Source organism: Vibrio sp. CUB2 (assembly GCF_001557945.1).
GTDB classification, from domain to species: Bacteria; Pseudomonadota; Gammaproteobacteria; order Enterobacterales; family Vibrionaceae; genus Vibrio; species Vibrio owensii.
The window spans coordinates 202,229-227,915 of the sequence record NZ_LNRB01000008.1; the positions used below are offsets into that span (position 1 = coordinate 202,229).

The following is a 25,687-nucleotide window of genomic DNA, read 5'->3' on the forward strand; positions in this document are numbered from 1 at the left end:
AAGACGCTAAATTACGGATAGTGTGAGATGAATCTAGTGTTTGACGATGAATGAACGTTGTTAATTAAAAACACGAGAAGCGACTACCTTGATCATGCATCCAGTATGTTTATTCATGTAAAACAGCGATATTGTACGGAAGAATGATCAAGGAAGCATCATGATCATTCTTCCGTCGAGAACAGCAAATACGAAAGCATGATCAAGGAAATTATGTGTTCGGGTACATTGCACATCGATTTTTCAATGCGATCAATTTATCGGAAAAATGATCAAGTGAATTTCAGCCTCGGAAGCATGCTTTTTCACGGCCAATTTACGGATGAATGCAGATAGACTGGGGGATAGAGGCCAAATCAAAGATAAAAACGTGGAACGATGAAAATAAACCGAAAACAAAATGTAGAACGCGATATCATGATCATGCTTCCGTTTGTTTCGGGATAATACAGAGAAACAAGGCGTGCGATGTAAAATTGGACAAGGATTCAGCATTTGCGCAAATAGTATTCACAAGCCGCGACAGAACGATGAAAAACGACGCTCTTGATCATTGTTCCAAAGGTAAAACCCCACTCCTTTACCGCAAACGAAGACAAAGTTTTCCAAGGTGTTCCTTTATTTCTGTGGATAAGTTGTACAAACATCATGATCATCGTTTCATGACCTTTTTGATCATCTTTTCAGAAACTTAATGATCATGCTTACGGCGCTTTGTGATCATGCTTTCTGACTTTTGTTGATCATCGTTTCGGAATAATCATGATCATAGTTCCGAATTACCGCTTTAAAATATCCATTTAAAACATGAGCTTACGTCGTTAAAAATCTCCAGATCATTAGATCATATAATCAATTAAGATCAGATTAATCAAAAAGATCAGTTATTTAAAAAACAAAGATTTTTTCTTTATTTATGATCTGTTTTTCTTTATTCTTCGGAACCATAGCAAAACTACGGCTAGTGTGATCTGGATCTAAAATGACGGCTGATGAAAAAATTCTGATTAAAGCGCCAAGAAGCCATAAGGATGGGCACCTTTTTGAGGTACACGAATCTTCTGCAGATTGGGTAGAACAATACCAACACTTCAAAGGGGTTACCAAGAGCATCTTAGAGTTGCTTAATCTGATCTCCTTACGAGGATTCAGCAGCAAAGACGGTTTGGTCTCCACAACAGAAATTGTGGCAGCAACCGACGGTCAACTAACCAGAGCCGCATTACAACAACGCTTACGTGCTGCCGTTAACATTGGTTTGTTTACTCAAACACCTGTGCGCTTTGAAGAAGGCCTTGCAGGTAAAACCATGTTGCACAAGTTCGTTAACCCTAACCAGCTAATCTCAGCCTTGGGTGCCACCAGCTTAGTCACAGAAAAAGTTCGTCAGAGCGAAAAGCAAAAACGTTCTAAGGCTTTGGCACAAACCCAAGTGAACAAGCGCCTGTTGAATGAGCATGGTCTGAATACCCCACCGATGATGAAGGATGAAGCGGATCAATTTGTCGTTTCACCAACTAACTGGGCAGGGATCATCGACCAAGCTTTAGCGCCACCACGCACTCGTAAGAGCTACCAAAAATCCATGGTGTCGATCTCTGGCACCAAAGCTGTGATTGAAACACGATCGTCGAAAAACATCATGACAGTGGACGATCTGATGACGCTGTTTGCTCTGTTTACACTGACCGTGCAATACCATGATCATCACAAAGATCAGTACCACATGGATGCGGCGCATGTGCCGAATAAAACCCCGTTGTACATCACGGATATCCTGTCATTGCGTGGCAAGAAAGACAGCGGTCCTGCACGTGATTCAATCCGTGACAGTATTGATCGAATTGAATTTACCGATTTCCAATTGCATGAGCTAACTGGCCGTTGGCTAAGTGAAAACATGCCTGAAGGCTTCAAGAGTGATCGTTTCCGTTTCATTGCGAGAACCATTACCGCATCGGAAGAAGCGCCAACAGAAGGTGCTGACGGCGAGATTCGCATTAAGCCCAACTTATACATCCTAGTCTGGGAACCTTCGTTCTACGAAGAACTGCTGACGCGTGATTATTTCTTCTTGTTCCCGCCAGAGATTCTGAAACAGCACACCTTGGTGTTCCAGCTGTATTCGTTCTTCCGTAGCCGCATGGTGCGCAAACACACCGATTGCATGTTGCTGAGTGAGTTGAACCAAAAACTGGCACGCAACATCGAATGGCGTCGTTTCTCAATGGATCTGATTCGTGAGTTGAAGCGCTTGTCTGACGGCAAAGGGACGGAAGATCTTTTTGTTGTGAACTTATGGGGCTATCACTTAACGATCGAGGCCATGATCGAAAATGGCAAAGTGATGGACTACCAAGTCGACATCAAATGCGATGTGGAAGAGGTATTGCGCTACTCTCGCGCTCGTACGACCAACGCAGGAAAGCGCAACATGGCGCCTACGCTGCCAAACCCACTTCGTAATGAGATGGTTACGAGGCAGCAGCTAGACGAGCTCTCAGGCATCATAGACGGCGAATTTGAGCCTATTCAGCGCAAAGCACCGTCTCCACGTGGCAATTTGGGCCGTCGAGTGAAACAGAAAAAGCACCTGGTCGAGATCAACGCGGACGAGATAACCATTACTCTATCCAAATATACCTCTCCAGAGGCCCTAGAACGCAGTATAACGGCTTTATCGGCGATGACAGGGCATTCCTATGCCTCAATCAAAGAAGAGTGTTCTGAGTTCATTGACAAGCTTGACTACCTGCGGGTAGGGGACGCCCCTCTGCCATACGAGACATTGAGCAAGACAGTGGAGCTGTTTAACGGCCAAAATGACGTGAAACATTTGACCATCGAGCGCTTGATCGCGGGTTTGGCTGTTCGTCGAAAAGTGTGTCGTCAGATTTTTGAAGGTCACATGGACGAGATGGTATTCAGAGCACTTGATGAAATGGCGATTTAATATGAATCACGTGGATGCTTTTCGAGTGATAAGCGTGACGAATTGATTCAGAATGTAACAATGAATTGCACTGATGGAAATCAGACCTAACTCTTACAAATCACTGACATTGCGGTTCCGAGGGCAGACTAAGATTTATCCCGAATAGACAACCTTTTGTCCTTTCTGATGATTAATAGATTGGCTCATATTGTTACATTCATTCTGAATAGACTTCGCGAGTTTCTCCTCAAGAAACTCGCTTTTTTTTATCTAAAATTCCTGTCCTGTGCATCTGCTTAAACTGACAAGTCCCTGTCTGTTACCTTGATCATCTTTCCGAATCAATGACGTAATCCTTGATCATGCTTCCTAGTTTCATTCCAATTCAACGATCGCATCAACGCAACGTGTGACTCGATCAAGCTACTCGCTTGTTGCTGCCATTCAGTTTGATCGTGTTGCTGATTACAAAACTCTAACGCCAGAACGGTCAAATGTTGTAAGCGTTTGAGACACCAATCCTTGATAAGAATATCGTTCATCGGTTGGCAAGCCGATTGTTCGAGCTTCGCACCAGTGTATTGCAGGATTTGGAAGGCTTTTTGATGGTCTTGATGCCTAGCGTGTTGAAAGACTCTTAGGCAACCATCTAGCCAACAAGCGATCGCTTTACTCTGTTCGTCCGTCAGTTCTGGACCAAACACAGCAACAGGCGCTTGGTATAAGATCGCTTCTAAGCTTTCTACTTGATCATGCTTCCGATTGTCGTACCAATCTGATAGTTGATCTTGCCAGGTCATCAAATCCATTAGGCTGCCTCAGTCCATTGTTTTACAAAGTGATTTGGTCCGATTTGATCATAGTCTTCGACCACAACGCTGCTGCGACTGCGGATCTCATCGGCATCTACTGAATAGTTTGGCTCACTTTCCACTAGGTTGCCAAATGGCAGATCAGGATCCGGTACCGCAGAGATCAATAGCTTAGTGTATGGGTGCTGAGGATTCTTTAAGATAGCTTGGGTATCTCCCCATTCGACGATCTGCCCTTTGTACATCACTGCGGTTTCTTCAGCGATGTAATGCGCGGTTGCAAGGTCGTGAGTGATGTATAGGAACCCGATCCCCAGTTCTTGCTTCATGCGCTGCATTAGATTAAGTACGCCCAAGCGAATCGATACATCCAGCATCGACGTCGGTTCATCGGCAAGGATAAGTTGTGAGCCTACCGCCAGAGCGCGCGCTAGATTAACGCGTTGACGCTGGCCACCACTGAGTTCGTGAGGGAACTTGTTCAGCGTTTCCTCTGGCAGTTCAACCAAATCCAGCAGCTCTAGCAGTTTAGCTGGGATTTCTTTGTCACTTTTCACCTGCTTATGAATCTTCAATGGGCGAGTTAAGTGATGGCGAATAGTATGGGTTGGGTTTAAAGAACCAAACGGGTCTTGGAACACCATTTGGACCTTACTGCGGTAATCCTGAATCTCACCACGAGCAGTAATGTCGTTGATGTTTTTGCCATTGAAAAGGATTTCACCATCGCTGGCTGGATACACCTTGGTAATTAATCGCGCGCAGGTGCTCTTCCCGCAACCTGATTCGCCCACTAGCGCAAGGGTTTTGCCTGCATAAAGATCAAAGCTTACGCCCTGAAGCGCACGGAAGGTTTCTTCTTTTGCGAAGCCACCACCGACTTTGAATTCCTTGATCACGTTTTTCATTTGGATGATCGGTTCACTCATGCTGGCGCTCCTTCCGTTTGTGGTTGTTTATGTACATCGTGAATATTCGGGAACGAAGCCCATAGCTTTTGGGTGTATTCGTGTTGAGGATGATTACGGATTTCGTATGAGCTATTCACTTCAACAATCTTGCCGTGGCGCATGATGGCAATGCGGTCGCACAATTGACTCATGAGCGCTAAATCGTGGGTAATAAAGAGCACTGAGAAACCAAACTCATCACGTAACTGATAGATTTGCTGCAAGATTTCACGTTGAACCACCACATCGAGCGCTGTGGTTGGCTCGTCCATGATGATCAGCTTTGGATTGAGGGATAGGGCAATCGCAATCACCAAACGTTGACGCATGCCGCCGGAGAACTGATGTGGGTATTCGCCCAGGCGATTTCTCGGAATGTTGACTAAGTCGAGAAGCTTCTCTGCACGGTCTTTGGCTTGCTCGTTGGTTAATCCTTTGTGGTGGCGTAATACGTCGGCAAATTGCTCCTGAACGGTGAGAACCGGATTCAGTGAGTTCATAGCGCTTTGGAACACCATTGCAATCTCGCTCCAGCGTAGCGTATTAAGCTCATTATCAGGCAGACGAAGGATGTCTTTGCCTTCAAATAGAATTTGCCCACCAGAGATAAACGCGGGCGGCTTGTGCAGACGGTTGATAGAGAAAGCAATGGTACTTTTACCACAGCCTGATTCACCCGCCAGACCAAATATTTCGCCTTTGCCAATATCAAAGCTCACCGATTTCACAGCATTGAAGTCGCCGTTGTCGGTGATGTAATCCACACATAACTCTCTGATCTGAATGACAGGATCAGAGTTATATGCCTGATTCAGGTTTAGTTCACTCATCATTACATCTTACCAATACAAAAGATAATTATTATCATTATCAGGTGTATGAGGTTTACGAAAGGCAAAACCGTCTAATCAGTGAAGTGACTCGAAAGTTGAGTGTAATAAAAAGAATTTTTTCCGTTATGGAAGTGTGAATTTACGAGGGAAAAATGAGAGCTGGATCAGCTCACTTTTCGTAGGGGGAATTCTTCAAATTTAATCGCTAAAAACGCGCTTTGCAAAAACTAAATGATGAATCTATTAACGAGTTAGTGAAAGGTCGAAAGGGGTCACATTTCCCTACAGTTTTTCTTACCTCTACATTGGGGGTTTGCTATAGATTACCCATCGAAAACATGGTGTGTTCGGAGGAAATATGTCCATTAATTCTATCGACCATGAAGAGATGAGCAACATCGCTCACAAATGGGAACTCCCTGAAGAAGAAACCGTTGTGAGACCTGAGAAAACCGTGAAATCTGCCGAAGCAAGACGTCGTATTGAAGCTCTTCGTGAGATCCGTGAAAGCGGCTTGAGCATCGAAGAAGCAAGGGAACTTGGCTTAATTCACTAATTCTCGCACTGCGGAATTAAACCATGGGGTGGTCATAAGACTGCCCTTTTCATTTTTATGATTTACAACCAGTTATTTGACTTTCTCTCCCTGCGTTACTAAAGCTTATATCAATAGCAATATGCTTTTTGTTGACTATTGAACAGCAACGTCAGGAGTACGATTATGGTTGATCAGATCCTTTTCTATGAACCCGATGAATCCCACGGTTTCCTCTCCAACTTTTGCCAAGCGCAGATAAAAGTCTCCACCCAATCTTGGCCCACCAGCGAACACTATTACCAAGCGCAAAAATTCAGTGACCGCAAACTACAAAATAAAATCCTCACCGCAAAAAGCCCCGACGAAGCCTTTGCTTTAAGCCGCAAATATCAACACCTCGTCCGTGAAGATTGGGACGACGACAAACTCTCCGTAATGGCGTTTATCGTCCGTGAGAAGTTTCTGCAAAACCCACTGTTAGCCCAACAGTTAATGGAAACAGGAAATGCCTGCTTGACCGAACACTCGCATAAAGATGCCTTTTGGGGCGATGGAGGTGACGGCTCGGGTGAAAACCATTTAGGGGAGATTTTGATGAACGTACGTGCTGAGCTAAAACACGTCGAGCCTTATAACTTGGTGCGCTTTGTCGATAAAGCCAAGCTGCCAACCCAATGGGGCACGTTTATCATGCATGGTTTTATCGAGAACGCGACGGGAAAAGAGCATCTGGCTTTGGTGTATGGTGACCCTACAAACAGTAAAGCGCCGCTGATTCGTCTGCATTCAGAATGTTTAACTGGTGATGCCTTGTTTAGTACTCGCTGTGATTGTGGTTTCCAGCTTAACCGCGCATTACAAAATATTGTCGAAGAAGGCTGTGGCGTGCTGCTCTATTTGCGCCAAGAGGGCAGGGGCATTGGCTTAATCAATAAGATTCGTGCCTATCACTTACAAGATGAAGGCGCAGACACGGTCGAAGCCAATGAGCGACTAGGCTTTGCTGCTGATATGCGTGATTACGCATTTTGTAAGGGGATGCTCGACCACCTGAATATTGATCAAGTGCGTTTGATGACCAACAACCCACGCAAGCTTGCAGCGCTGAAGAAGGTGAACATTAACGTAGTTGAGCGGGTGCCACTACAAGAAGGCAATAACCCAAACAATCAACACTACCTACAAACCAAAGCCAACAAGCTTGGCCACATGTTCGACCCCAAATTTGTCGAACAAGATTAAACGCTCGAACAAGATGAATCACAAAGAAGAGATAAAAATGAAACCGCCAGCTTATCCAAGCTGGCGGTTTTTTCATGATTGGTTAGGTATGAACGGTTAGATGTATTTTTTGATGATGTTGTCGATTTGCCCCGAACTTTTGAGCTCTGCTAGGCGCTTATTGATGAAGGTTTGCACTTTCGGATTCATCTCCGGAGAGAAAGCCAGATAGATGGAGTAATCTGGAATGACAGAGCTGAAAGATTGGATCTGGAAGTCTCCCATTGGCAGCTCTAAACGTTTGATGTTGTACACCACACGCGATTCCATCTCGACAAAGGCGGTATCACCAGGAGTGCGTTGTAGGACGCGGTAAGCGGCGTCGTAGTCTTTCACGCGCATTTCATTGACGGTGCCGTTTTCAAAGAACGGACTTAAGTTCGGATAATCAAAGCCAAGCAACAGTACGATAGAACGACCTTGCATGTGCTGCATATCGCTAAATTTGAATGGCGCTTTACTGCTCGAAACCAGTACGTGTTTTACAGTGTAAATAGGTTGTTCAGAGAGGTTTTCTGATTGCACCTTGCCCCAATTTGGGCTGCCATAAGTGACCCAATTCTCCTCGCCGCCTGCTTCAAGTACTGAAATCATGCGCTTAAATGGGTAAGTGTGGTATTTCACCTCATAATCGGATTCGGCAAAGATGGCACTGACGATGTCAGTCACAATTCCGGAATGTTGTTCACCTTGTTGTTCTATTTGGAATGGTCGAGCTTGCTCAGAGATAACGTAGTAGTTCACTTCGCTCGCCATGGTGTGTGCGCTTAAGGCCATAAAACTAAAGCCTAATGTACGTAAGAGTCCTTTCATCCTAACCTCGATTATTGTCGTGACGTGACTATATTTATAGTAGCGCATGTTTAAGGGAGCGATTTCATATGGAGACAAAAGAGCGAACTCAACGTCGGTTTAGTATCGGCAACCAGCTGATGCTGGCGATTTTTGCGTTGAGTTTAATCTTTACCGTGATCATTTCTTCCGTCAGTTTGTACCGTGACTTCAACGATGATCTCGCTCGCTTGGATAAAGAACTGGAACAGGTGAAAACCAGCTACCTTTCTAGTTTTTCTGCCAGTCTGTGGGTAGAAGACAGAGAATTGCTGCACACCCAAGCAGAAGGGGCGATGCGCCTGCCCTCAGTGGACTACCTAAGAATCGCGACGCCGGATGAAGTGATCTTCGAATTAGGCTCGGCCTTGACGGAAGATCGGATCGAGCGTCAATGGCCTTTGCAGTACGACATGGGCACAAAAACCTTTGATCTTGCCGAAGTAACGGTGCAGTCGGATCTCAGCCCGATCTATCAAGGATTATGGCAAACCTTCTTTTTTCTTGTGATCGCGGAAGCGATCAAGATCTTCTTGCTCATCATCGGTGTTCTCTGGGTTACGTTTCGTTTAATGGTCAAGCCACTTCAATTGCTCTCTGGTGCGGTGAGTGATTTTAGCGGCGGCCATGTACCGAGCAAAGTACAGCTCCCCAAGCGTTGGTTTTTCGATGAAGTGGGTTTATTAGAACGCAAATACAACCGAAGCGTAGAGCGTGTCAGTGAGCACCAACTGGAAATCGAAGAAGCACGTGACAAAGCTGAAGTGGCAAACCGTAAGAAGAGTGAATTTCTAGCCACAATGAGCCATGAGATTCGTACGCCGATGAATGGGATTATCGGCATTGCTTCCTTACTCGGTGATACCAAGCTAGATGAACAGCAAAAAGACTTTGTTTCCATCATCAACAGCTCTTCCAACTCACTGATGGTCATCATCGACGACATTCTCGATTTCTCTAAAATTGAAGCGGGTAAAATTGAGCTTGAGACAGCCACTTATAATCTGCTCGATCTACTGCATGAAGTTGGCAGATTGCACACCGTTAAAGCTCAGCAAAAAGGCTTACAGTTGGTTTGCGATATCGACACTCAACTCCCTTCAGAAGTGGAAGGTGATGTGGGTAGGCTCAAACAAGTGCTGAGTAACTTACTCAGTAATGCAGTCAAGTTCACCGAGCGTGGCCATGTTAAGTTGATGGTGTCACAAGTGAACCGAGAAGATGACGTCGCCAGCGTGCATTTCCGTGTGGTTGATTCGGGGATTGGTATCGCGAAAGAAAACCAGCAAGCGGTATTTGAGAAGTTTCAGCAAGCCGACGGCAGCACCACGAGAAAATACGGCGGTACTGGTTTAGGCTTAGCGATTTGCAGCAGCTTGGTCGAAGTGATGGGCGGCGAGATCCGTCTGACCAGTGAGCCGGGGCTTGGCAGTTGTTTTGAATTTACTATTCCACTCAATATCGTCAGTGATACACCAATTGCGCCAAGTACACCGAACGTGCTTGATTTTCGTAACGGTGAAGACAGCGCGCCAAAAAGCCTTAAACCAACCAAAGACGAGGGCAAACCTTGGATTCTGGTGGTAGAAGACACCGCGGTAAACCAAAAAGTCGTGCGCATTATGTTGGAAAAACTCGGCATGCAGGTGAATGTGGCAGAACACGGTGAAGAGGCGCTCCAACAGTGCCAAGAACATCAATTCGATTTGATATTGATGGACTGTCAAATGCCAGTGATGGATGGGTTTATTGCTACTGAAAACATTCGCAAGATGGGCGAGTGGGGTCAGCAAGTGCCGATCATAGCGTTGAGCGCCAATGTGATTAAAGAAGATCAACAGCGTTGTTTTGATGTTGGCATGAATGAGTTTGTTGCCAAACCGGTTACCAAGGAGCGTTTGCAGCAAATTTTTGAGCAATATCTTCCTGATTCATTGCAAACCCGATCGAATCCCAAGGAAGCAACTTGAAATTGATCAAGGAAAGTGCGTTTCACTTCTTAAAAGTCAAATCTGTGTGCTATAGTGCGCGGCTAGTATTTATTAAAGTACCTTGAGGCTGTGAATGTCGTTCAATCTATCCCTGTTGCCGCCTGACGAGAAAAACAAAATCGAACTTGATAAGCAAGCATCGTTTTTGGTTTGGAAGCTTAAAGAAGCGAAATCTGGTCCTGAAGCGATAGAAGAAGAGTTGTCTAAGATTAACGACGCTGATGAGAAAGTGTTTTTTCAACAGGCAATCGATAAGTACAAACGAGTAATGGGTGTCGCATAAAGCGAGCGTGGCTCTGGTGTAAACCGTAGCGGCGAATGAGGTTTCCTCCCCATTCCTTTGCAAGGTGAAAGGTAAAATTTTCACTCTTTGCTAAAATCCTTCGCATTAAATTTGAATTTAGAGAGACATCCCGATGGGAAGAAGTTTTGAAGTGCGCAAAGCCTCAATGGCGAAAACTGCAGGCGCAAAAATTAAAGTTTATTCCAAATACGGTAAAGAAATTTACATGTGCGCGAAAAACGGTGGTGGTGATCCAGACATGAACTTGTCTCTGAAGCACCTGATCGCAAAAGCGAAAAAAGACCAAGTTCCTGCACACGTTATCGATAAAGCGATCGACAAAGCGAACGGCGGCGGTGGTGAAGACTACACTCCAGCACGTTACGAAGGCTTTGGCCCTGGTGGCACAAGCGTGATCGTAGACTGTCTAACAGACAACGGTAACCGTACATTCCAAGACGTTCGCCAATGCTTTGTTAAAGTAGGTGCGAAAATTGGTGTTGAAGGTTCTGTTTCTCACATGTTCGATCACCAAGCGGTATTCCAGTTCAAAGGCGAAGATGATGAAATCATCCTAGAAACGCTAATGATGGAAGACGTAGACGTTACTGACGTTGAGCTAGAAGACGGTGTTATCACTGTATTCGCACCTCACACTGAGTTCTTCAAAACAAAAACTGCGCTTAACGCTGCATTCCCAGATCTAACGATCGACGTTGAAGAAATCACATTCGTACCGCAAACGAACACGCCAGTAACAGGCGAAGACGCAGAGAAATTCCAGAAGTTCCTAGACCTTCTAGATGACTGTGACGACGTTCAACAGGTATACCACAACGGCGAACTATAATTCGGTTCTCCAGTTGTAAAAAAGGCTTCCCGAGGGAAGCCTTTTTTGATCGTGTTGTTTGTCTTTTCTATTATGACTAGCGTTTAGGTGTTTCGGTACTTGGAATAACACAGTGACATGATCACACCAAAACAGATGCCTTGGGTTAGCATCGCCGTACCACCGTAGCTAAAAAACGGCAGTGGGCTACCCATTACTGGCAACAAGCCACTTACCATGCCGGTGTTGATGAAGGCGTAAAGGAAGAAGCTCATCGCCAATGCGCCACTCACCAGACGACTGAAGAAGTGCTCAGATTGGCATGCCAGCAGCATCACACGCGCCGTAATAAACAAGTACAGCGCCAACAACACCACACAACCAATAAAGCCCCATTCTTCTGCGTAGGTCGAGAAGATAAAGTCAGTATGGCTTTCAGGGATAAAGCCTAGCGTACCTTGAGTGGCATTCATCCAGCCTTTGCCTTTCATGCCGCCAGAACCAATCGCAATCAACGATTGGATGATTTGGTAGCCCGAACCCAGTGGATCCGATTCAGGATGCAAGAACTGCGTTACACGGCTCTTCTGATACGCTTCCATCACAAAGAACCAAAGTATTGGTGCCAGCGTTAGAATGCTCACCAAAAAGCCGCCAATGATCTTCCAGCTCATGCCTGCAAAAAACAGCACAAACAACGCGTAAATCACGGTGAAGATAGCGCCGTCTAAGTCAGGTTGTAAGGCAATTAAGCCTGCAGGAATAAAGGTGATCAGCAAACAGAAAGCAATTTTGCGAATGTCTGGTCGCCCACCTTCTAGATGCAGCATCCACGCAATCATAATGGGAATGGAGAGCTTGATCAGCTCAGAGGGTTGAAAGCGGAAGAAGCCGATATCGAGCCAACGCTGCGAGCCATTGGTGCTATCGCCAAATAAGGCCACGGCCGCCAAGAGAGAAACCGCAACCAAATACAAATAAGGCGCTGAACGTTGATAACTGGACGCAGGAATCGACGACATCACCAAAATACACACCAGCGTCAAACCGCATCGAGCGAGGTGTTTAAAGAGCATAGCTTCATTGAATCCACTGGCACTCCAGAGAGTGAGCGAACTCAATAGCATGATCGGAATGATCGCCATCAACAATGGCAAATCAATCCTAGGGAAGAAACGCTTGTTCATCTTCTACAACCTAAAAACGCCCCAACGCGGGGCGAAAACAACCAGAACTCTGCGAGCTCAAACTATTCCGATGCTAAGAATCCAATTTGGAAATAACAGACACCACGCAAAGGTGTGCAAGAGAGGAGTGTGCGACGCCGCCTGTTATGGGTAAGCTGACTTGGAAAGTCGTGGGATGGATAAATACACCAGGCTGAGGTTTTGCGCCACATTTTTTATAAGATTGAAATGGAAATTGGTACAGACAGCGCAATGAAATGAGCAGATTCGCCTTAAGTACTGAGCACTTAAGGCGATGGCACGCTTAGGCTTGGGCTTTTTCTGGTTTGTGCGTGAAATGGTACAACGCCCACAGCACAAACAAAGTCACGGTAAGCTCCCAAGCTCGAAGGAAGGTGCTCTCCAAGCCTAACTCGTTACTGGTCATGTAGAGTTGAATCGGCAGCATGGTCGCCAATAACGCGTCGGCATGGACGTCTTTGGCCGGGCCTTTCGCTTTTGCCATTGATGCGGTGATCATAAAGGCAAGCAGACCCAATACGATGATGTAGTAACCGAACGTGGACTGATGCCCAGCCATTAGTAAGGTGAACACTACAGCTAATGCGCAGCCGCCCACTTGAGTTTGAAAACGGCGATCAACCACGTCGATAAAGCTTTTGTGTGTGGTTTGCGTTGCTGCGGCAATCACTGGCACTAAACAAAACGTTGCTGAGATGATGTCGACAATCATCAAGAACGCCACACCAAGACCAATCAATGCGAGTGAAATCGCTCTGTTCTCAAACGTAACAGGCTCTTCTTCAAATGCTGGTGGCTTACCACCACGTTCAACAGGGAACAGAGTCACCATGGTTTTTGCGACGACCATGGTTATCAGCATTGATAGCAGGATTTCATGAATGCGCATTGGCATGTCCATGGTAGTGTGTTGAGCAAACACCACAATCAGAATCCAGTTGAAGGTTGGCATTAGCATCTGACCTTTCTTCGGCGGCGTGGTCGCTCTACGGCGCATAAAGTCGAAGAAGAACAAGCTAATGGTCCACACCACAAACGGATGCTGTGAAAACACTTCGGTCACCACCAATGCTGCACTTGCTGCTAATAACGTAGGTAGCAAGGTGCGAAGGAGACCAAGCCAAGAGTAGTCTTTGTTCTTGGTCATGATGATGGTTGGGTACAGCGCCAGATAAACCGGAGAATCAAGATTCAGCAGTTTGCCTAGCACCATACAAATCGTCACAGTAAGGGCTACACGCAGTGCTTCATTGCGCTCAGAACGACTTTGAAATAGGCTTTCGAAGGTCCACATGGTTCACCCCCCTAGTAGATGTAGCGGAACATCGCCACCAAGTGAATCCAAGCCGAGCCAATGACATCCATAACAGGATTGCCGCTTTCAACGATCACACTCGCTCGTGAACCAGAAATCATTGAAGGATCCAACTCGTCAACCGTAATGCGGGTACGTACTTTCTGTTGCTCACGGATCCAACGAGTATCATTGGTCACACTAGAAAGCTGTCCATTAGCATTGTTGGTATCGTAAATCGCACGCTCTTGGCTGCTGACTTCACCAGTAAACACTTTGCCCGGTAGTGCATCGAAGGACACCAACACTTCGCGGCCATTGGTAAGCTTATCAATGCCTTTTTCGTTGAAGTCTGCACTGATCCACGCATGAGCTTCGTCCACCAGCATCAATGACGCTGTGCCTTGTGTAATGTAGCTGCCTGATTGCAGTTGCAAATTCGTTACCACGCCTTCGGTTTGCGCCACGATTTGGGTGTGGCTTAGGTCGAGCTCTGCACTGGCAAGTTTTGCTTCTGCCAATTCAATAGCCGCCGTACGATCTTGAGTAGAAAGCTCTGCCTCAATGCGTTTCACTTCCGCGTTCGCCGCTTCAACCGCGCTGCTGGCGACTTGTGTATTAGTGATAGCGTCATCCAGCTCTTGCTCAGTTGCCAGCCCTTTGTTGCGCAGTTTTTGGTTACGCGCCAGTTTTTGCTTCGCGTTGTGATATTCGAATTCGCGTTGGCTTTGGGTTTGCTTCGCTGCAGCCAATTGTTGCCATTTCGCGGAATCTGATTCACGTGCTTGGCGCAGTTCGGCTTTGGCTTGTGCCACTTTTAATTGGTAGCTGCTGGCATCGATAGCAAACAGTGGCTGACCTTTTTCAACCAATTCACCGTTGTTCACCATCACATCGGTGATCACGCCAGATACTTCCGGCGCAATAGTAGCGACATTACGATGCAGTGTCGCTTGGGTGGTGAAAGGGGAAACATTATCTGAGGTGACTAAAAAAGCGGAGAACAAAGCTGCCGCTGAAAAAACAGTGTATATCGCGTATTTATAAAAATTTTCTTTCACGTCTGTACCTAGTATTCATTCGTTATTAAGCGCCGCGTTCACGGCATATTCGGGTCTCTTTTCTACGTGGGCTAGGTTATACTCATTTAAAATTGGAAAAAATAACCAATGGAAGAAGTATGAATTCCATATTTGGAAACGTTGATAATCTGTACCTGTTTTGCTCAGTGGTTGAGCAAGGCTCTTTGCTCGCGGCAGCGAAAAAGCTCGAACTGCCGGTCTCTACCATGTCTCGTCGTTTATCGGCGCTGGAAGCACGTCTAGGGCTGAGATTGTTGGAGAAGAAAGGCCGTGAGTTGGTGGCAACCGAGACAGGCTTACAGGCGTTTGATCAGCTCAGCAGTGCGATGGCGCAGATCGAATCCGGCATCTTGCAGCTCAACCAGCAAAGCCAACAAGTCGAAGGACGAATTCGATTGGTGATGCCAAGCCGCTTCTACAATGACTTGGTCGATAAGGTGGTTGAGGACTACATCAAAACCTACCCAAAAGTGACGATTGATCTGCTGCTTAGCCAAGTGAATTCGATTCCAGAGACCGACCGCGATCTGGTGGTGACATTCGAATTGGATGGGTTAGACGACATGATCGCTCGCCCGTTGTTTAAAGCGGAACATGCCTTTTTTGTTAGCCCAGAGTACTTAGCGCAAGCGGGCGGCAGCATTGAAAGCTTAGAGGATTTAGCTAAGCAAGATTGGGTAGCCAGCACGCACACCACACAAGTGCCTATCTACCAACAAGATAAGTTGGTGGACATGCTCAACTGCAAGCCGCGCTTAGTGGTCAATGATATAACCGCCGTGATCAAAGCAGTGGAAAACGGCTTGGGGATCGCCTCGATTCCCATTCGTCATGTGAAACCTGAGCTGAATTTGGTGCAGGTGGCGCAGTCCTACAGTCGTGGGGATCGTCAAGCTTATCTGGTTTATCGCCAACGCAACTACCAGCCTAAGGCTCTCAGCTTAATGATTGAGGCGATATTGCAGGCTGCCGAAACGCAAAACCATTCATCCTCTCTCAATACCATTCACTCCGCATAACTGCCATTGGTCGCATGCAAAAGCGGCGTGCGATCTTCTCCCTTAATCTGAAACCATCAAATCACGTTCAACTAAGGACAGTACATGATGGTTTCTCAATCTCGCTCAATCAAAGCTCTTAAACTGGCAAGTACGTTTATCGCCGCATTTGCACTTAGCAGCAATTTGGCTCTGGCTAATCCAAGCGAGCGCACACTCAGTCAATTCAACCAAGCGGCGCAAGGTGACTCTGGCTTAGTTGATACCGTTTACGGCGAATTATCTAAACAACTCGAAGAGCAAGGCGCAACGCCGGTGACCTTGGTGTATTTAGGTAGTGCTGAAACGTTGCAAGGTCGTGAGGCGTTTATGCCTTGGAACAAGATGAAGTTCACCGAGCGCGGTCTTGCCACAATCCAAAAAGGTTTGGATTTAATGGCGAATCAGCCAGTACCACTGCAAGAGCAACAACGCTTACAAGGTTTGCCGGAATATCAACTAGCCACCGCTATGGCAGCCACCACCTTTACTTCTCTACCTGACATGTTCAATCACTTTGAGCGTGGCTACGAGCTGTACCTTTCATTGCTCGATGAGCCGAGTTTTAGCCAACAACCTTTCGCGGCTACTTCGTGGATTTATCGCTACGCCATTGAAGCAGCACTAAGAGCTGAAGATGTTCAACAAGCCAAAACATGGTTAGCGCAAATGGAGCAGTTGGGTGACAGCAATTTAGAAACGCAAACCGCGAAAGCGCTGCTAGCGAAATATTAGGGAGGCGTCATGATCGTTTTTAATCAACTTAGCCGCGATTACGCCCTTGGCAACCAAACGGTACGTGCATTGCGAGAGGTGTCTGGTGAAGTGTTTGCCGGCGAAATGGTGGCATTGTGCGGGCCGTCTGGCTCAGGCAAAAGCACCTTACTTAACGTGCTTGGCATGCTGGATACTCAATACCAAGGTCAGGTGACATTTGCAGGCAGCCCATACCCAACTGGGCAAATGCAGGCTGCGAAAATGCGCCGTGAAAAGCTTGGCTTTGTATTTCAAAAATTCAACCTTGTTCCCGTGATGACGGCGTTAGAGAACGTGGCTTATCCGCTACACCTTAACGGTTTTTCAAAAGCGGAACAAACCGAGCTCGCCACACAAATGCTAGAACACGTTGGCTTGGGCGAGTTTATTCATCACATGCCCGATAACCTATCAGGCGGTCAGCAACAACGCGTGGCAATTGCGCGCGCCTTAGTGCACAAACCAGCATTGGTGATTGCTGATGAGCCCACCGCAAGTCTTGATAGCCAAACTGCCAACAAGGTCATCGACATTATGAAAGGGCTCGGACACGAGCTTGGCACCACTTTTATCGTCGCCACACACGACCCTCGTATGGCATCTCGCTGCGATCGAACCATTGAGTTGGTGGATGGCAAAATCACCCAAACGCACGCAAGTTTGGAGGAGGTTTCATGGGCAAGCTAATTCCCGTTTCGGTTCGCCTTGCTTGGTTGAACCTGCAACGCAATCGCCGTCGCAGTTTGTTGTCGATGTTGATCATTGCCATTGCCGTGTTTGCGTTAACCAGTGCGGGCGGTTTTGGTCTGTACACCTACGACAGTTTGAAAGAGTCGACAGCGCGTGATACGGGGCATCTGACGTTAACCACGCCGGGATATTTCGCCAAAGAAGAAGAGATGCCACTGAGTAACGGTTTAACTCATGCAGACGACATCACCAAGCAATTGATTGGGTTAAATGAAGTGCGAGGCGTGCAGCCACGAGTTGAATTCAGTGGTTTGATTTCCAACGGCAACAAGTCATCGATCTTTATCGGCATTGGCGTGAACGAGCGCGAATTCGATATGAAAGGGCCGTTTTTGGATGTGCGTGAAGGGCAGACGCTGTCCAACATTCATGCATCGCGTTATGACCCTGCAGAGCCAGAAGTGATGCTCGGCGTTGATTTGGCGAACAACCTAAGCGTGCACGTTGGCGATTGGATTACCTTGCTGGCGACCACTACCGATGGCGCATTGAATGCGTATGACTTCAAAGTACGTGGCATCTACTCAACCGGCTTACCTGAGCTTGATAAACGCCAGTTGTACGTGCACATCAACAGCGCGCAATCGCTGCTCGGTTCAAACAAAGTCAGTGCGTTATCGGTCTTCCTGTTCGATACCAGTTTAACTAACCAAGTCGAGCAACAAGTGGCTTCGGTTCTGAGTAAGCAAAAGCAGAACTTTGGCGATCAAGATATTGAGATTACGCCTTGGCAAGAACGTGCGTTCTTCTATCTCAAAGTGAAAGATTTGTACGACCGCATCTTCGGCATCATGGGCGCAGTAATGGCGTTGGTAGTCTTTGTCGCCCTGTTCAACACCATGACCATGTCTGTGACTGAACGTACACGTGAAATAGGCACCTTGTCGGCTCTTGGTAGCTACCCTCGCGAAATCATTGCTGGGTTCTTGCGCGAGGCAGGGTTACTCGCGGTGATTGGCAGCTTAATCGGCGCTTTGTTCACTGCATTAGTCACCATTTTACTGATGGTCGTGGATGTACAAATGCCGCCACCGCCAGGACGCACAGAGGGTTACCCATTGACGATTTACTTCTCTTGGGAGCTGGTGGCTGTCGCAGGATTTGCAGTATTGATGATTTGTTTGGTTGCGGCGTTTTTCTCGGCGCGCAAAGGGGTGAACAAGCCAATTACGGAGGCACTGATTTATGTTTAATTTCAAATCACTATTACCAATTGCACTGCTGACGGTAAGCGGCGTTGCAAGCATGAATGTCAGTGCAAATGAAACAGCGCTAGATGCACAGCAAGTTGCGCAATTGATTGAAAAAGCTGACAGCTACCGCTTGCAAGATGATTCCTCCAAAGTGGTGTCACTGGTGCGCTTATATCAAGACCAAGAGTTAGATAAAACCCGCCTTTACCATGTGTACACGCGTCCAAATCGTGAATCGTTGGTGGTGTTCAAATCGGCAGTCGAAGCTGGGCAAAAGATGCTGATGATGGGCGACAACTACTGGCTGCAAATGCCAAAGAGCCGCCGTCCGATTCGCATTACGCCAATGCAGAAGCTGCTTGGTGAAGCGTCTATCGGCGACATCTCAACCCTGACGTGGAGTCAAGATTATCAAGGTGAATGGAAAGCGACAGAAACCGTTTCGGTAAACGGGGAAAGTGTCGCGGCTTATCACCTTGCTTTAACCGCGAAAACCAAAGGGGCGAGCTATCAGAAGATCGACTTGTGGTTGTCTGAGCAAGATGCGTTTCCAATCAAAGCTGATCTTTACTTGCGCTCTGGCAAACTCGCCAAGCAAGCGCAATATGGGCGTGCAACTGACAACGGTGAAGACTACGTCAGTGAGATGACCTTGCTTGATAGCATTCAGCCGAGCAAAAAGACCGTTATCGAGTATCAAGAGATCGTGCCTTGGCAGCTGGACAACAAGTTCTACAACCCAAGCTATTTGCCGAAAGCCAATACGACTCAGCTTTAGTCTGATCTTTGCAAATAGAAGCATGAAAACGAGCAAGGAAGTCACATGAAATCGCACCAGCCTAACCTTAACAAAAGCACCAGTTTGTTGATTGCTGCGTCGTTGTGTGTGGGCGCAGCAGTCCCTGCTTTTGCCAATGATGAGCTGAGTTTTGAGTGGGATTGGGCTGTCAGTTACGAAACTGCCAAGCAGCGTGATAGCGCGTTTATGCAGGCGCAGGGCAGTTCTCGTGATTCACTTAATGCACTGTTGGATGTGCAGGTGAATTATCAGAACTTCAGCGGCTTGTTTGCTCTGTACAGCCAAGGGTTGTACCTCAACCAACAAGGAGAGAGTGACTGGTGGAGTGAAGCTGATAACCAACTGTTGATTCGAGAGCTGGCTTGGCTAGGGGAGTGGCAAGTTGGTGACACCACACTTGATGTGAGCTTAGGTAAGTTGCGCGTTGATTGGGGCGTGGGTTATGGCTACCGACCCTTAGATCTGTTTAAGCCTTATCGACAAAACCCTGTTGGCTTAGTCGCAGAAGAGGGGGCGGGTGTGTTTTCACTTTCACACTACGATATGGAAGGCGAGTGGACGGTGATTGCGACGGATTCAAGCTGGGGGCAACAAGACCAAAGTGCACTGGATCAAGCCGCAGAGCAGCAAGGTGTTGGTATTCGTCGTTATGCGCTGGTGGGTGATACCGAGTATCAACTTATTGGTTATTACGATGATGTGCGCCGAGGTTTACTTGGCGCCAGTGCCATCGCCGTGTGGGATGAATCCATCGCCATGCACGGTTCCATGCTGTGGCAAAAGCAAAGTGTCGGCTATCAGTTTCAGCAGGATGATCTTTACCAACCCGTTTCGGTTGAGGACCAAGGCAGCGCATTCCAAGCCTTAATTGGGTTGAATTGGGCAAACCAAGCCGGACACAACGTGATTGCTGAATATTGGTACGACAGCCGTGCATGGTCGAAAGGCGAATGGCAACAAGCAATAGAGCGTGGCGAATTACTCTCTCAGATCCCCGACCATAATGTATCTCTAATTGCGACAAGCTACGCCCAAGGGTTTCAGCATGCCAATATCGTTCAGCATAACGTAATGCTGCACTGGAGTTGGGATTTGGAAGCGTGGGCTGCATGGAACGGTAAAGCGGATATGGGCTGGCTAAGTGATGTAACCCCTACGTTGGATGCGATGCTGTCGCCACAAGATGGGGGTGTGATTGTCACGCAGTGGCTTAACTACCAATGGATTGATACTGGCGATCAAAGTGTAGAAGTGGAAGTTGCCGCACGCTTTTTAACCGGAGACGACCAATCTGCTTACGCACAAATCAATGATAAGCATATGATTGTATTTAACATCAAAGGGAAATTCTAAATGGGTTCAGCAAAATTAGTGGTGAAAAGTGGATGGCCGCGTAGCTTATTAGTGACCACGGCATTTTGTCTCTTTATCGCAGCAATGACGCTCTCGGTTTGGGGCGGTCCATTCTACATTCATGTGGCGGTTAGCTTTGGATTTGGCTATTCGGCTATCTTCTTCTCATGGCTTGTCGACCGCCTGTTTCCTACCATTCCTCGTTTGGCGGAAGTGGCTATCTCGCTGACGGCATGCCTACTGTTTGGTGTGGTGAACGCCCAGCTTTGGCTTGGGGAATACTTTGGTATCTCAAGTATGCTGTCGGTTGGTCTCATGGGATTGTTATTCAGTGCCATGTGCTTTTTCTATTTCTATTCACGCGAGCAACATGCGATCGCTCAAAGAGAGTTAGAGGCCATCAAACGCGAGAAAGCAGAGCAAGATCGTGCGCTGTTACTGAGTCAGCTTAAGCAGATGCAAAGCCAGATTGAACCGCATTTTCTATTCAATACCTTGGCAAATATCAGTGCGCTCATGTCGCAAGATGTCGATAAAGCCAAGCTGATGCTAGAACAGTTAACCGCGCTACTGCGTGCAACGCTTAAAAGCTCACGCGAAGAACACACCACCATAGACAATGAAACGGCGTTACTTGAGGCTTACTTAGGCATCCAACAAACTCGTTTGGGTGATCGACTCAGTTACAAGATTGAGGTGGAAGAAGGGCTAGGCAGAACCGAATTACCGCCGATGATGCTCCAACCTTTAATCGAAAACGCCATCATCCATGGTATTGAGCCGAAGCGAGAAGGCGGTGAAGTCCGTTTGCTGGTTAAGCGCAAACAACAGAACTTGCTGATTGAAGTCAGAGACACAGGTGTTGGCTTAAATCACGTGAGTGGGCACATGGGCTCTGGCGTGGGTCTAAGTAATCTCAAGCAGCGAGTGGAAGCTTTGTTCGCCGGGCAAGGAGAGGTTTCTATCAGTGAGTCTGCTCAGGGTGGCGTATGTGTTCGCCTGAGCTGGCCAATGGAATCGTAATCAAGGAAGAAAGGAATGAATACAGGGTTTACTGCCATTATTGCTGATGATGAACCGCTATTGAGGCGTCATCTTGATAAAAGCCTAGCTGAAGTGTGGCCAGAACTAGAGGTGATAGCCAAAGTCGCCGATGGTGAACAAGCGTTGCAAGCCATTGAGCAAAGCCAACCTGATATTGCGTTTCTTGATATTCGTATGCCAGTTTTGGATGGCATGACATTAGCGCAAAAACTCAATCAACTCGCCAACCCGCCTTTGATTGTGTTTGTTACCGCGTACGATGATTACGCCATAAAAGCCTTTGAACAAAATGCCGCCGATTATTTGCTCAAGCCTATCTCGGATGAGCGCCTCCTGACAACGTGTGAAAGAGTGAAAACACGCCTTGCTAAGCGAGAGCAAGAGAGCAGTAATGTGCAGATGAGCAGCCTGTTAGAGCAACTGCAGCAATTATCTGCTCCACAAACGCCGCAATATCTTCAGTGGATCAAAGCGACGCAAGGGGAAGATATTCATCTGATCGCCACGTCTGATGTACTGTATTTCAAAGCGGAAGAAAAATACGTTTCTGTATATGCCCAACAAGGACAAGGCAAAGTGCAAGAGTATTTGATTCGCACATCGTTGAAAGAGTTGATAGGACAGCTTAACCCAGAACAGTTCTGGCAAGTGCACCGTTCAAGCGTGGTGCAAGTGTGCAAAATTAGCAAAGTAAACAAAGACTTTGCTGGCAGAATGTTTGTTCACGTTGGAGAAACTAAGCTCGCTGTGAGCCGTGCATCTCAAAGTTTGTTCAAAGGGATGTAATTGCTAGAACTGCTCACTCTTTACACTGTAAACTCGCTGCTCTTAACCCACATTATCAAGGAAGATAAATGAGTTATCGCGTAACCCTGTTAAATGCGACGGGAGAACTGTCTCCAATCTCTGAGTATTTGCATCAGAAACTTGATGATCTGAGCTCACAACTTTCTAGTTACTTTGATTTAAGTAACATTGACCTCACCATTAGCCCGTTTGATCGCAATGACGTACCGCAGACGGGGATTGGTGGCTATTGCTTAAGCGCCTATCGTGTAGAGATTCTGCTTGATACTCAACGTGCTGATATTAAAAACGTTATTGAGAAAGAACTAGCTGCGGTGTTAGCGCATGAGTTGCATCACCTGTTCCGTATGCGAGCGGGAGAGAATGGCGTTGCGCTTGGTGATGTGCTGATTATGGAAGGGTTAGCTTGTCATTTCGAACGTATGGTGAATGGCGGCGTCACTCCGAGCTTGTTTGAACAAATCAAAGATCAAGATTGGCGTCCTTTCTATGCTGAGATGAAAGACAAGTTGACCAACTTAGATTACAACTTCGACGCTTACTTTCTTGGCAGCGATCAAAGTCGCTGGCCGAAATACATGGGGTATTGGGTTGGGTACAACCTTGTTGCTGATTATCTGGCTGATTTTCAAGGCTCTGAGCTTGATTTAGTCGGAGCAAAAGCCGAGCTTTTCTATCAATAACCCTGGCACAAGCCAAACTAATCGGCTGAGTCATAAAAACAAAAAGCGCCTAAGTCATCTGACATTAGGCGCTTTTGTCGTTTTATAGCGACGATTTTTACCAAGAGGCGAACGGGCTTATTCGCTGATCGTCACTTTCTCGATAATGATTGGATCGCATGGCACATCATCGTGACCAAGCTTAGAGGTCGTTTTCACTTTCGCGATGCGGTTTACGACATCCATACCCGCGGTCACTTTACCAAACACGGCATAGCCCCAGCCTAGGTTGGTGGTTGCGGTGTGGTCTAGGAAATCATTGTCTTCCAAGTTAATGAAGAACTGTGCCGTTGCAGAGTGCGGAGCATCGGTACGCGCCATTGCTATAGTGCCAACAAGATTCTTTAGACCACGGTTTGCTTCGTTCGCGATCGGTGCGCGTGTTGGCTTTTCTGCCATGTCTTCGGTATGACCGCCACCTTGAATCATAAAGCCGTCGATAACGCGGTGGAAAATGGTGCCGTTGTAGAAGTTATCTTCACAGTATTTTTTGAAGTTCTTCGAGCTAACTGGCGCTCGTTCTAGGTTCAGTTCAATCTCGATATCACCGAAATTGGTGGTCATAATAATCATCTTGTTTGCCCTTGTAGGTGCTAAGTTGGCGGCATTATAGCTAAGACTTCTGAGGATAGCAGAAATAAAAACAGCGACGTTTTGGCGTCGCTGTTTGCATGGTGAATGGGTGAGGAAAGCTCTAAACCGTAAAGCGACCGACCAAGTCGTACAGCTCGTTAGCTTTGTGGTTAAGGTTGCCACTGCCTGCGCGGTTTTGATTCGCAAGGTGCGCCGATTGGCTGCTTTGTTGAGAGATGACCTCGATGCGTTGTGAAATCTCTTGCCCAACTTGGCTTTGCTCTTCGGTTGCCGTTGCGATCAGGGTGTTCATGTCCATGATGTTAGCAATCGCGGCTTGGATTTCTTGCAGTGCGGCAGAGGCTGCTCGTGCTTCTTCAACCGTTGCTTCACCACGCGCTTGGCTCGAACCCATGGCTTTCACTGCCGCATCCGAGCCAGACTTCAACTGCTCAATCATTTGGTGAATTTCGCCTGTGCTGTCTTGAGTGCGACTCGCCAGTTTACGAACTTCATCGGCAACGACTGCGAAGCCGCGACCTTGTTCGCCTGCACGGGCTGCTTCAATGGCTGCGTTTAGTGCCAATAGGTTGGTTTGCTCGGCGATGTCTTGAATCACTTCTAGCGAAGAAGAAATGTTTTGTACATCGCTCTCTAAACGAGAAATCACCGTGCTGGCTTCCGACACCTCTAGCGCGAGCGCTTCAACAGAGTTTGCTGCGGAATCAACAATGTGTTTCGCTTGCTGTGAATTTTCGTCGGCGTCCTTGGCGGATTGCGCCGCTTGGTTAGCGTTGCTGGATATCTCGTGCGCTGTTGCTGTCATCTCGGTCATTGCTGCGGCGACTTGTTCGGTTTCTTCACGTTGACCTGAAGCCAATTCATCCACTTGCGATGCTCGCTGTGACATGTCGTTGGTCTCTGAGACCACTTCTTGCCCAACATGGCTAACGCTCTTGATGATGCCTTGCAGGCTTTCAACGAAGATATTGAAGTTACGGCTAAGCTGAGTGAACTCCGGCACGCTTGATTCTTCCATACGCGCGGTTAAGTCTGCATCGCCTTGCGCGAAAGAGTGAATTGAAGCATCAAACTGCTCAATAGGCTTCATGATGCTGCGGTTAACAAACACCGCGAAGACTGCAACGATGGCTGCAATCGAGACACAGAACAGAGCAATTGCCGTCAGTGTGGTGTTGAGGGCCTGATGCGCGGCTTCTTCCATGTTTGCCACAATCGCGTCGATATCGTCAGTGTAGAAGCCCGTACCTAACATCAAATCCCATTCAGGAATAAAGACTGAGTAGCTCAGTTTCGGTAGCGCTTCGTTCTGACCGAGTTTCGGGAAGTAATAAGTCGTGAACTCACCAGTTTTGGAATTTTTGATCAAATCCTGAATCAGGTAATTGCCTTTTTTGTCCTGCAAGTTATAGAAGTTCTCTCCGATGCCTTTGGTGTTTTTACCCACCACGACACGCACGCCTTTTGAATCGTAGCCAAAGATGTAGCCGGATTGACCGAACTCCAGCTGCTTCAAGATAGGCAGTGCTTCTTCAAGTGGGGCATTTTCAGCGAGTAATGGCTCGACGGCGGAGCGCGCCATTTGGACGTAGTTTTTGAGCTCGGATTTCTTCATCTCCATCATTTGACTTCGAGTCTGCTCAATCTCGTGTTCGTTGTAGGCTGTAGTTTGTAGATAGGTGAACCACATCATGCCTATTGCCATGGTTAGAATTGGAATTATTGAAAGGATATATAGTCGTTTTCTGATCGTCAGATTCATAGA

24 protein-coding genes are annotated in these 25,687 nt (G+C 47.1%); 15 read left to right on the forward strand and 9 right to left on the reverse strand.

What is annotated here, in order from left to right; all coding sequences use genetic code 11:
- Positions 1–982 precede the first annotated feature (982 nt).
- Entirely contained in the window at positions 983–2,953 is a 1,971-nt protein-coding gene (locus ATB78_RS14910) for a replication initiator protein RctB domain-containing protein (protein WP_061009064.1), read from the forward strand.
- Between the two features lie 323 nt (positions 2,954–3,276).
- Here the strand turns inward: ATB78_RS14910 and ATB78_RS14915 are convergent, their stop codons facing one another.
- Genes ATB78_RS14915 through ATB78_RS14925 form a run of 3 tightly spaced genes read right to left on the reverse strand, consistent with a single transcriptional unit; the run spans position 3,277 to position 5,527 of the window.
- On the reverse strand, positions 3,277–3,744 hold the full coding sequence (locus ATB78_RS14915; RefSeq protein ID WP_061009065.1) for a hypothetical protein: 468 nt from the start codon (positions 3,742–3,744) through the stop codon (positions 3,277–3,279).
- Complete coding sequence (locus tag ATB78_RS14920; protein ID WP_039986455.1) at positions 3,744–4,676, reverse strand: ATP-binding cassette domain-containing protein; 933 nt, start codon at positions 4,674–4,676, stop codon at positions 3,744–3,746. The genes ATB78_RS14915 and ATB78_RS14920 overlap by 1 nt, the downstream gene beginning before the upstream one ends.
- Positions 4,673–5,527: an ABC transporter ATP-binding protein gene (locus ATB78_RS14925; protein ID WP_061009127.1), complete on the reverse strand. Its 855-nt coding sequence runs from the start codon at positions 5,525–5,527 to the stop codon at positions 4,673–4,675. The genes ATB78_RS14920 and ATB78_RS14925 overlap by 4 nt, the downstream gene beginning before the upstream one ends.
- Before the next feature lie 361 nt (positions 5,528–5,888).
- On the opposite strand from ATB78_RS14925, the gene ATB78_RS14930 reads away from it, so the two are divergent.
- Together ATB78_RS14930 and ribA are read left to right on the forward strand one after the other, a co-directional pair.
- Positions 5,889–6,086 (forward strand): hypothetical protein, encoded by a 198-nt coding sequence (locus tag ATB78_RS14930; protein WP_009706697.1) that lies wholly within the window; start codon positions 5,889–5,891, stop codon positions 6,084–6,086.
- A gap of 165 nt (positions 6,087–6,251) precedes the next feature.
- A complete protein-coding gene (ribA, locus tag ATB78_RS28490) occupies positions 6,252–7,310 on the forward strand; it encodes a GTP cyclohydrolase II (RefSeq protein WP_081096602.1) in 1,059 nt (352 codons plus the stop codon).
- 96 nt (positions 7,311–7,406) lie between these two features.
- Here ribA and ATB78_RS14945 read toward each other — a convergent pair whose 3' ends face one another.
- A complete protein-coding gene (locus tag ATB78_RS14945; RefSeq protein WP_061009066.1) occupies positions 7,407–8,162 on the reverse strand; it encodes a transporter substrate-binding domain-containing protein in 756 nt (251 codons plus the stop codon).
- Between the two features lie 68 nt (positions 8,163–8,230).
- Between ATB78_RS14945 and ATB78_RS14950 the strand changes: the two genes are divergently transcribed.
- The 3 genes from ATB78_RS14950 (at position 8,231) to ATB78_RS14960 (ending at position 11,304) form a co-directional block, all read left to right on the forward strand.
- The gene (locus tag ATB78_RS14950; protein ID WP_061009067.1) at positions 8,231–10,150 is read left to right on the forward strand and encodes a hybrid sensor histidine kinase/response regulator; all 1,920 of its coding nucleotides are present in this window, start codon (positions 8,231–8,233) and stop codon (positions 10,148–10,150) included.
- A gap of 94 nt (positions 10,151–10,244) precedes the next feature.
- The gene (locus ATB78_RS14955) at positions 10,245–10,454 is read left to right on the forward strand and encodes a DUF3283 family protein (RefSeq protein ID WP_005435877.1); all 210 of its coding nucleotides are present in this window, start codon (positions 10,245–10,247) and stop codon (positions 10,452–10,454) included.
- A gap of 133 nt (positions 10,455–10,587) precedes the next feature.
- Positions 10,588–11,304 (forward strand): YebC/PmpR family DNA-binding transcriptional regulator, encoded by a 717-nt coding sequence (locus tag ATB78_RS14960; protein ID WP_005435878.1) that lies wholly within the window; start codon positions 10,588–10,590, stop codon positions 11,302–11,304.
- A gap of 83 nt (positions 11,305–11,387) precedes the next feature.
- On the opposite strand, the gene rodA is transcribed toward ATB78_RS14960, so the two are convergent.
- The 3 genes from rodA to ATB78_RS14975 form a co-directional block, all read right to left on the reverse strand.
- Entirely contained in the window at positions 11,388–12,470 is a 1,083-nt protein-coding gene (gene rodA, locus ATB78_RS14965; protein ID WP_009706701.1) for a rod shape-determining protein RodA, read from the reverse strand.
- Positions 12,471–12,774: 304 nt separating this feature from the next.
- Complete coding sequence (locus ATB78_RS14970) at positions 12,775–13,785, reverse strand: DUF2955 domain-containing protein (RefSeq protein WP_061009068.1); 1,011 nt, start codon at positions 13,783–13,785, stop codon at positions 12,775–12,777.
- A gap of 11 nt (positions 13,786–13,796) precedes the next feature.
- Entirely contained in the window at positions 13,797–14,846 is a 1,050-nt protein-coding gene (locus ATB78_RS14975; protein WP_061009069.1) for an HlyD family secretion protein, read from the reverse strand.
- Positions 14,847–14,965: 119 nt separating this feature from the next.
- Between ATB78_RS14975 and ATB78_RS14980 the strand changes: the two genes are divergently transcribed.
- From ATB78_RS14980 to ATB78_RS15020, 9 genes are all read left to right on the forward strand, one after another.
- The gene (locus tag ATB78_RS14980) at positions 14,966–15,886 is read left to right on the forward strand and encodes a LysR family transcriptional regulator (protein ID WP_061009070.1); all 921 of its coding nucleotides are present in this window, start codon (positions 14,966–14,968) and stop codon (positions 15,884–15,886) included.
- 84 nt (positions 15,887–15,970) lie between these two features.
- On the forward strand, positions 15,971–16,639 hold the full coding sequence (locus ATB78_RS14985) for a hypothetical protein (RefSeq protein WP_017189795.1): 669 nt from the start codon (positions 15,971–15,973) through the stop codon (positions 16,637–16,639).
- Between the two features lie 9 nt (positions 16,640–16,648).
- Entirely contained in the window at positions 16,649–17,347 is a 699-nt protein-coding gene (locus ATB78_RS14990; protein ID WP_061009071.1) for an ABC transporter ATP-binding protein, read from the forward strand.
- Positions 17,335–18,603, forward strand: coding sequence for an ABC transporter permease (locus tag ATB78_RS14995; protein WP_061009072.1), 1,269 nt, complete (start codon positions 17,335–17,337; stop codon positions 18,601–18,603). Before ATB78_RS14990 ends, ATB78_RS14995 begins: the two co-directional genes overlap by 13 nt.
- Positions 18,596–19,381, forward strand: coding sequence for an outer membrane lipoprotein-sorting protein (locus tag ATB78_RS15000; protein WP_061009073.1), 786 nt, complete (start codon positions 18,596–18,598; stop codon positions 19,379–19,381). Before ATB78_RS14995 ends, ATB78_RS15000 begins: the two co-directional genes overlap by 8 nt.
- Positions 19,382–19,426: 45 nt before the next feature.
- Positions 19,427–20,755 carry a hypothetical protein gene (locus ATB78_RS15005; protein ID WP_061009074.1) on the forward strand — a complete coding sequence of 443 codons (1,329 nt, stop codon included), beginning with the start codon at positions 19,427–19,429 and terminating at the stop codon, positions 20,753–20,755.
- A complete protein-coding gene (locus ATB78_RS15010) occupies positions 20,756–21,778 on the forward strand; it encodes a sensor histidine kinase (protein ID WP_061009075.1) in 1,023 nt (340 codons plus the stop codon). It begins immediately after the preceding gene.
- Between the two features lie 15 nt (positions 21,779–21,793).
- Positions 21,794–22,585, forward strand: coding sequence for a LytTR family DNA-binding domain-containing protein (locus tag ATB78_RS15015; RefSeq protein WP_061009076.1), 792 nt, complete (start codon positions 21,794–21,796; stop codon positions 22,583–22,585).
- Positions 22,586–22,653: 68 nt separating this feature from the next.
- Positions 22,654–23,289, forward strand: a complete 636-nt coding sequence (locus ATB78_RS15020; protein WP_061009077.1) for a DUF2268 domain-containing putative Zn-dependent protease — start codon at positions 22,654–22,656, stop codon at positions 23,287–23,289.
- A gap of 117 nt (positions 23,290–23,406) precedes the next feature.
- Here ATB78_RS15020 and ATB78_RS15025 read toward each other — a convergent pair whose 3' ends face one another.
- Both ATB78_RS15025 and ATB78_RS15030 read right to left on the reverse strand, forming a co-directional pair.
- Positions 23,407–23,901 (reverse strand): peptidylprolyl isomerase, encoded by a 495-nt coding sequence (locus tag ATB78_RS15025; RefSeq protein ID WP_061009078.1) that lies wholly within the window; start codon positions 23,899–23,901, stop codon positions 23,407–23,409.
- 121 nt (positions 23,902–24,022) lie between these two features.
- Complete coding sequence (locus tag ATB78_RS15030; RefSeq protein ID WP_061009079.1) at positions 24,023–25,684, reverse strand: methyl-accepting chemotaxis protein; 1,662 nt, start codon at positions 25,682–25,684, stop codon at positions 24,023–24,025.
- Between the last annotated feature and the right edge of the window lie 3 nt (positions 25,685–25,687).

Coding starts and splice junctions, on each gene's coding strand:
- ATB78_RS14910 (WP_061009064.1), top strand. CDS start 983: ATGACGGCTGATGAAAAAATTCTGATTAAAGCGCCAAGAAGCCATAAG.
- ATB78_RS14915 (WP_061009065.1), bottom strand. CDS start 3,744: ATGGATTTGATGACCTGGCAAGATCAACTATCAGATTGGTACGACAAT.
- ATB78_RS14920 (WP_039986455.1), bottom strand. CDS start 4,676: ATGAGTGAACCGATCATCCAAATGAAAAACGTGATCAAGGAATTCAAA.
- ATB78_RS14925 (WP_061009127.1), bottom strand. CDS start 5,527: ATGAGTGAACTAAACCTGAATCAGGCATATAACTCTGATCCTGTCATT.
- ATB78_RS14930 (WP_009706697.1), top strand. CDS start 5,889: ATGTCCATTAATTCTATCGACCATGAAGAGATGAGCAACATCGCTCAC.
- ribA (WP_081096602.1), top strand. CDS start 6,252: ATGGTTGATCAGATCCTTTTCTATGAACCCGATGAATCCCACGGTTTC.
- ATB78_RS14945 (WP_061009066.1), bottom strand. CDS start 8,162: ATGAAAGGACTCTTACGTACATTAGGCTTTAGTTTTATGGCCTTAAGC.
- ATB78_RS14950 (WP_061009067.1), top strand. CDS start 8,231: ATGGAGACAAAAGAGCGAACTCAACGTCGGTTTAGTATCGGCAACCAG.
- ATB78_RS14955 (WP_005435877.1), top strand. CDS start 10,245: ATGTCGTTCAATCTATCCCTGTTGCCGCCTGACGAGAAAAACAAAATC.
- ATB78_RS14960 (WP_005435878.1), top strand. CDS start 10,588: ATGGGAAGAAGTTTTGAAGTGCGCAAAGCCTCAATGGCGAAAACTGCA.
- rodA (WP_009706701.1), bottom strand. CDS start 12,470: ATGAACAAGCGTTTCTTCCCTAGGATTGATTTGCCATTGTTGATGGCG.
- ATB78_RS14970 (WP_061009068.1), bottom strand. CDS start 13,785: ATGTGGACCTTCGAAAGCCTATTTCAAAGTCGTTCTGAGCGCAATGAA.
- ATB78_RS14980 (WP_061009070.1), top strand. CDS start 14,966: ATGAATTCCATATTTGGAAACGTTGATAATCTGTACCTGTTTTGCTCA.
- ATB78_RS14985 (WP_017189795.1), top strand. CDS start 15,971: ATGATGGTTTCTCAATCTCGCTCAATCAAAGCTCTTAAACTGGCAAGT.
- ATB78_RS14990 (WP_061009071.1), top strand. CDS start 16,649: ATGATCGTTTTTAATCAACTTAGCCGCGATTACGCCCTTGGCAACCAA.
- ATB78_RS14995 (WP_061009072.1), top strand. CDS start 17,335: ATGGGCAAGCTAATTCCCGTTTCGGTTCGCCTTGCTTGGTTGAACCTG.
- ATB78_RS15000 (WP_061009073.1), top strand. CDS start 18,596: ATGTTTAATTTCAAATCACTATTACCAATTGCACTGCTGACGGTAAGC.
- ATB78_RS15005 (WP_061009074.1), top strand. CDS start 19,427: ATGAAATCGCACCAGCCTAACCTTAACAAAAGCACCAGTTTGTTGATT.
- ATB78_RS15010 (WP_061009075.1), top strand. CDS start 20,756: ATGGGTTCAGCAAAATTAGTGGTGAAAAGTGGATGGCCGCGTAGCTTA.
- ATB78_RS15015 (WP_061009076.1), top strand. CDS start 21,794: ATGAATACAGGGTTTACTGCCATTATTGCTGATGATGAACCGCTATTG.
- ATB78_RS15020 (WP_061009077.1), top strand. CDS start 22,654: ATGAGTTATCGCGTAACCCTGTTAAATGCGACGGGAGAACTGTCTCCA.
- ATB78_RS15025 (WP_061009078.1), bottom strand. CDS start 23,901: ATGATTATTATGACCACCAATTTCGGTGATATCGAGATTGAACTGAAC.
- ATB78_RS15030 (WP_061009079.1), bottom strand. CDS start 25,684: ATGAATCTGACGATCAGAAAACGACTATATATCCTTTCAATAATTCCA.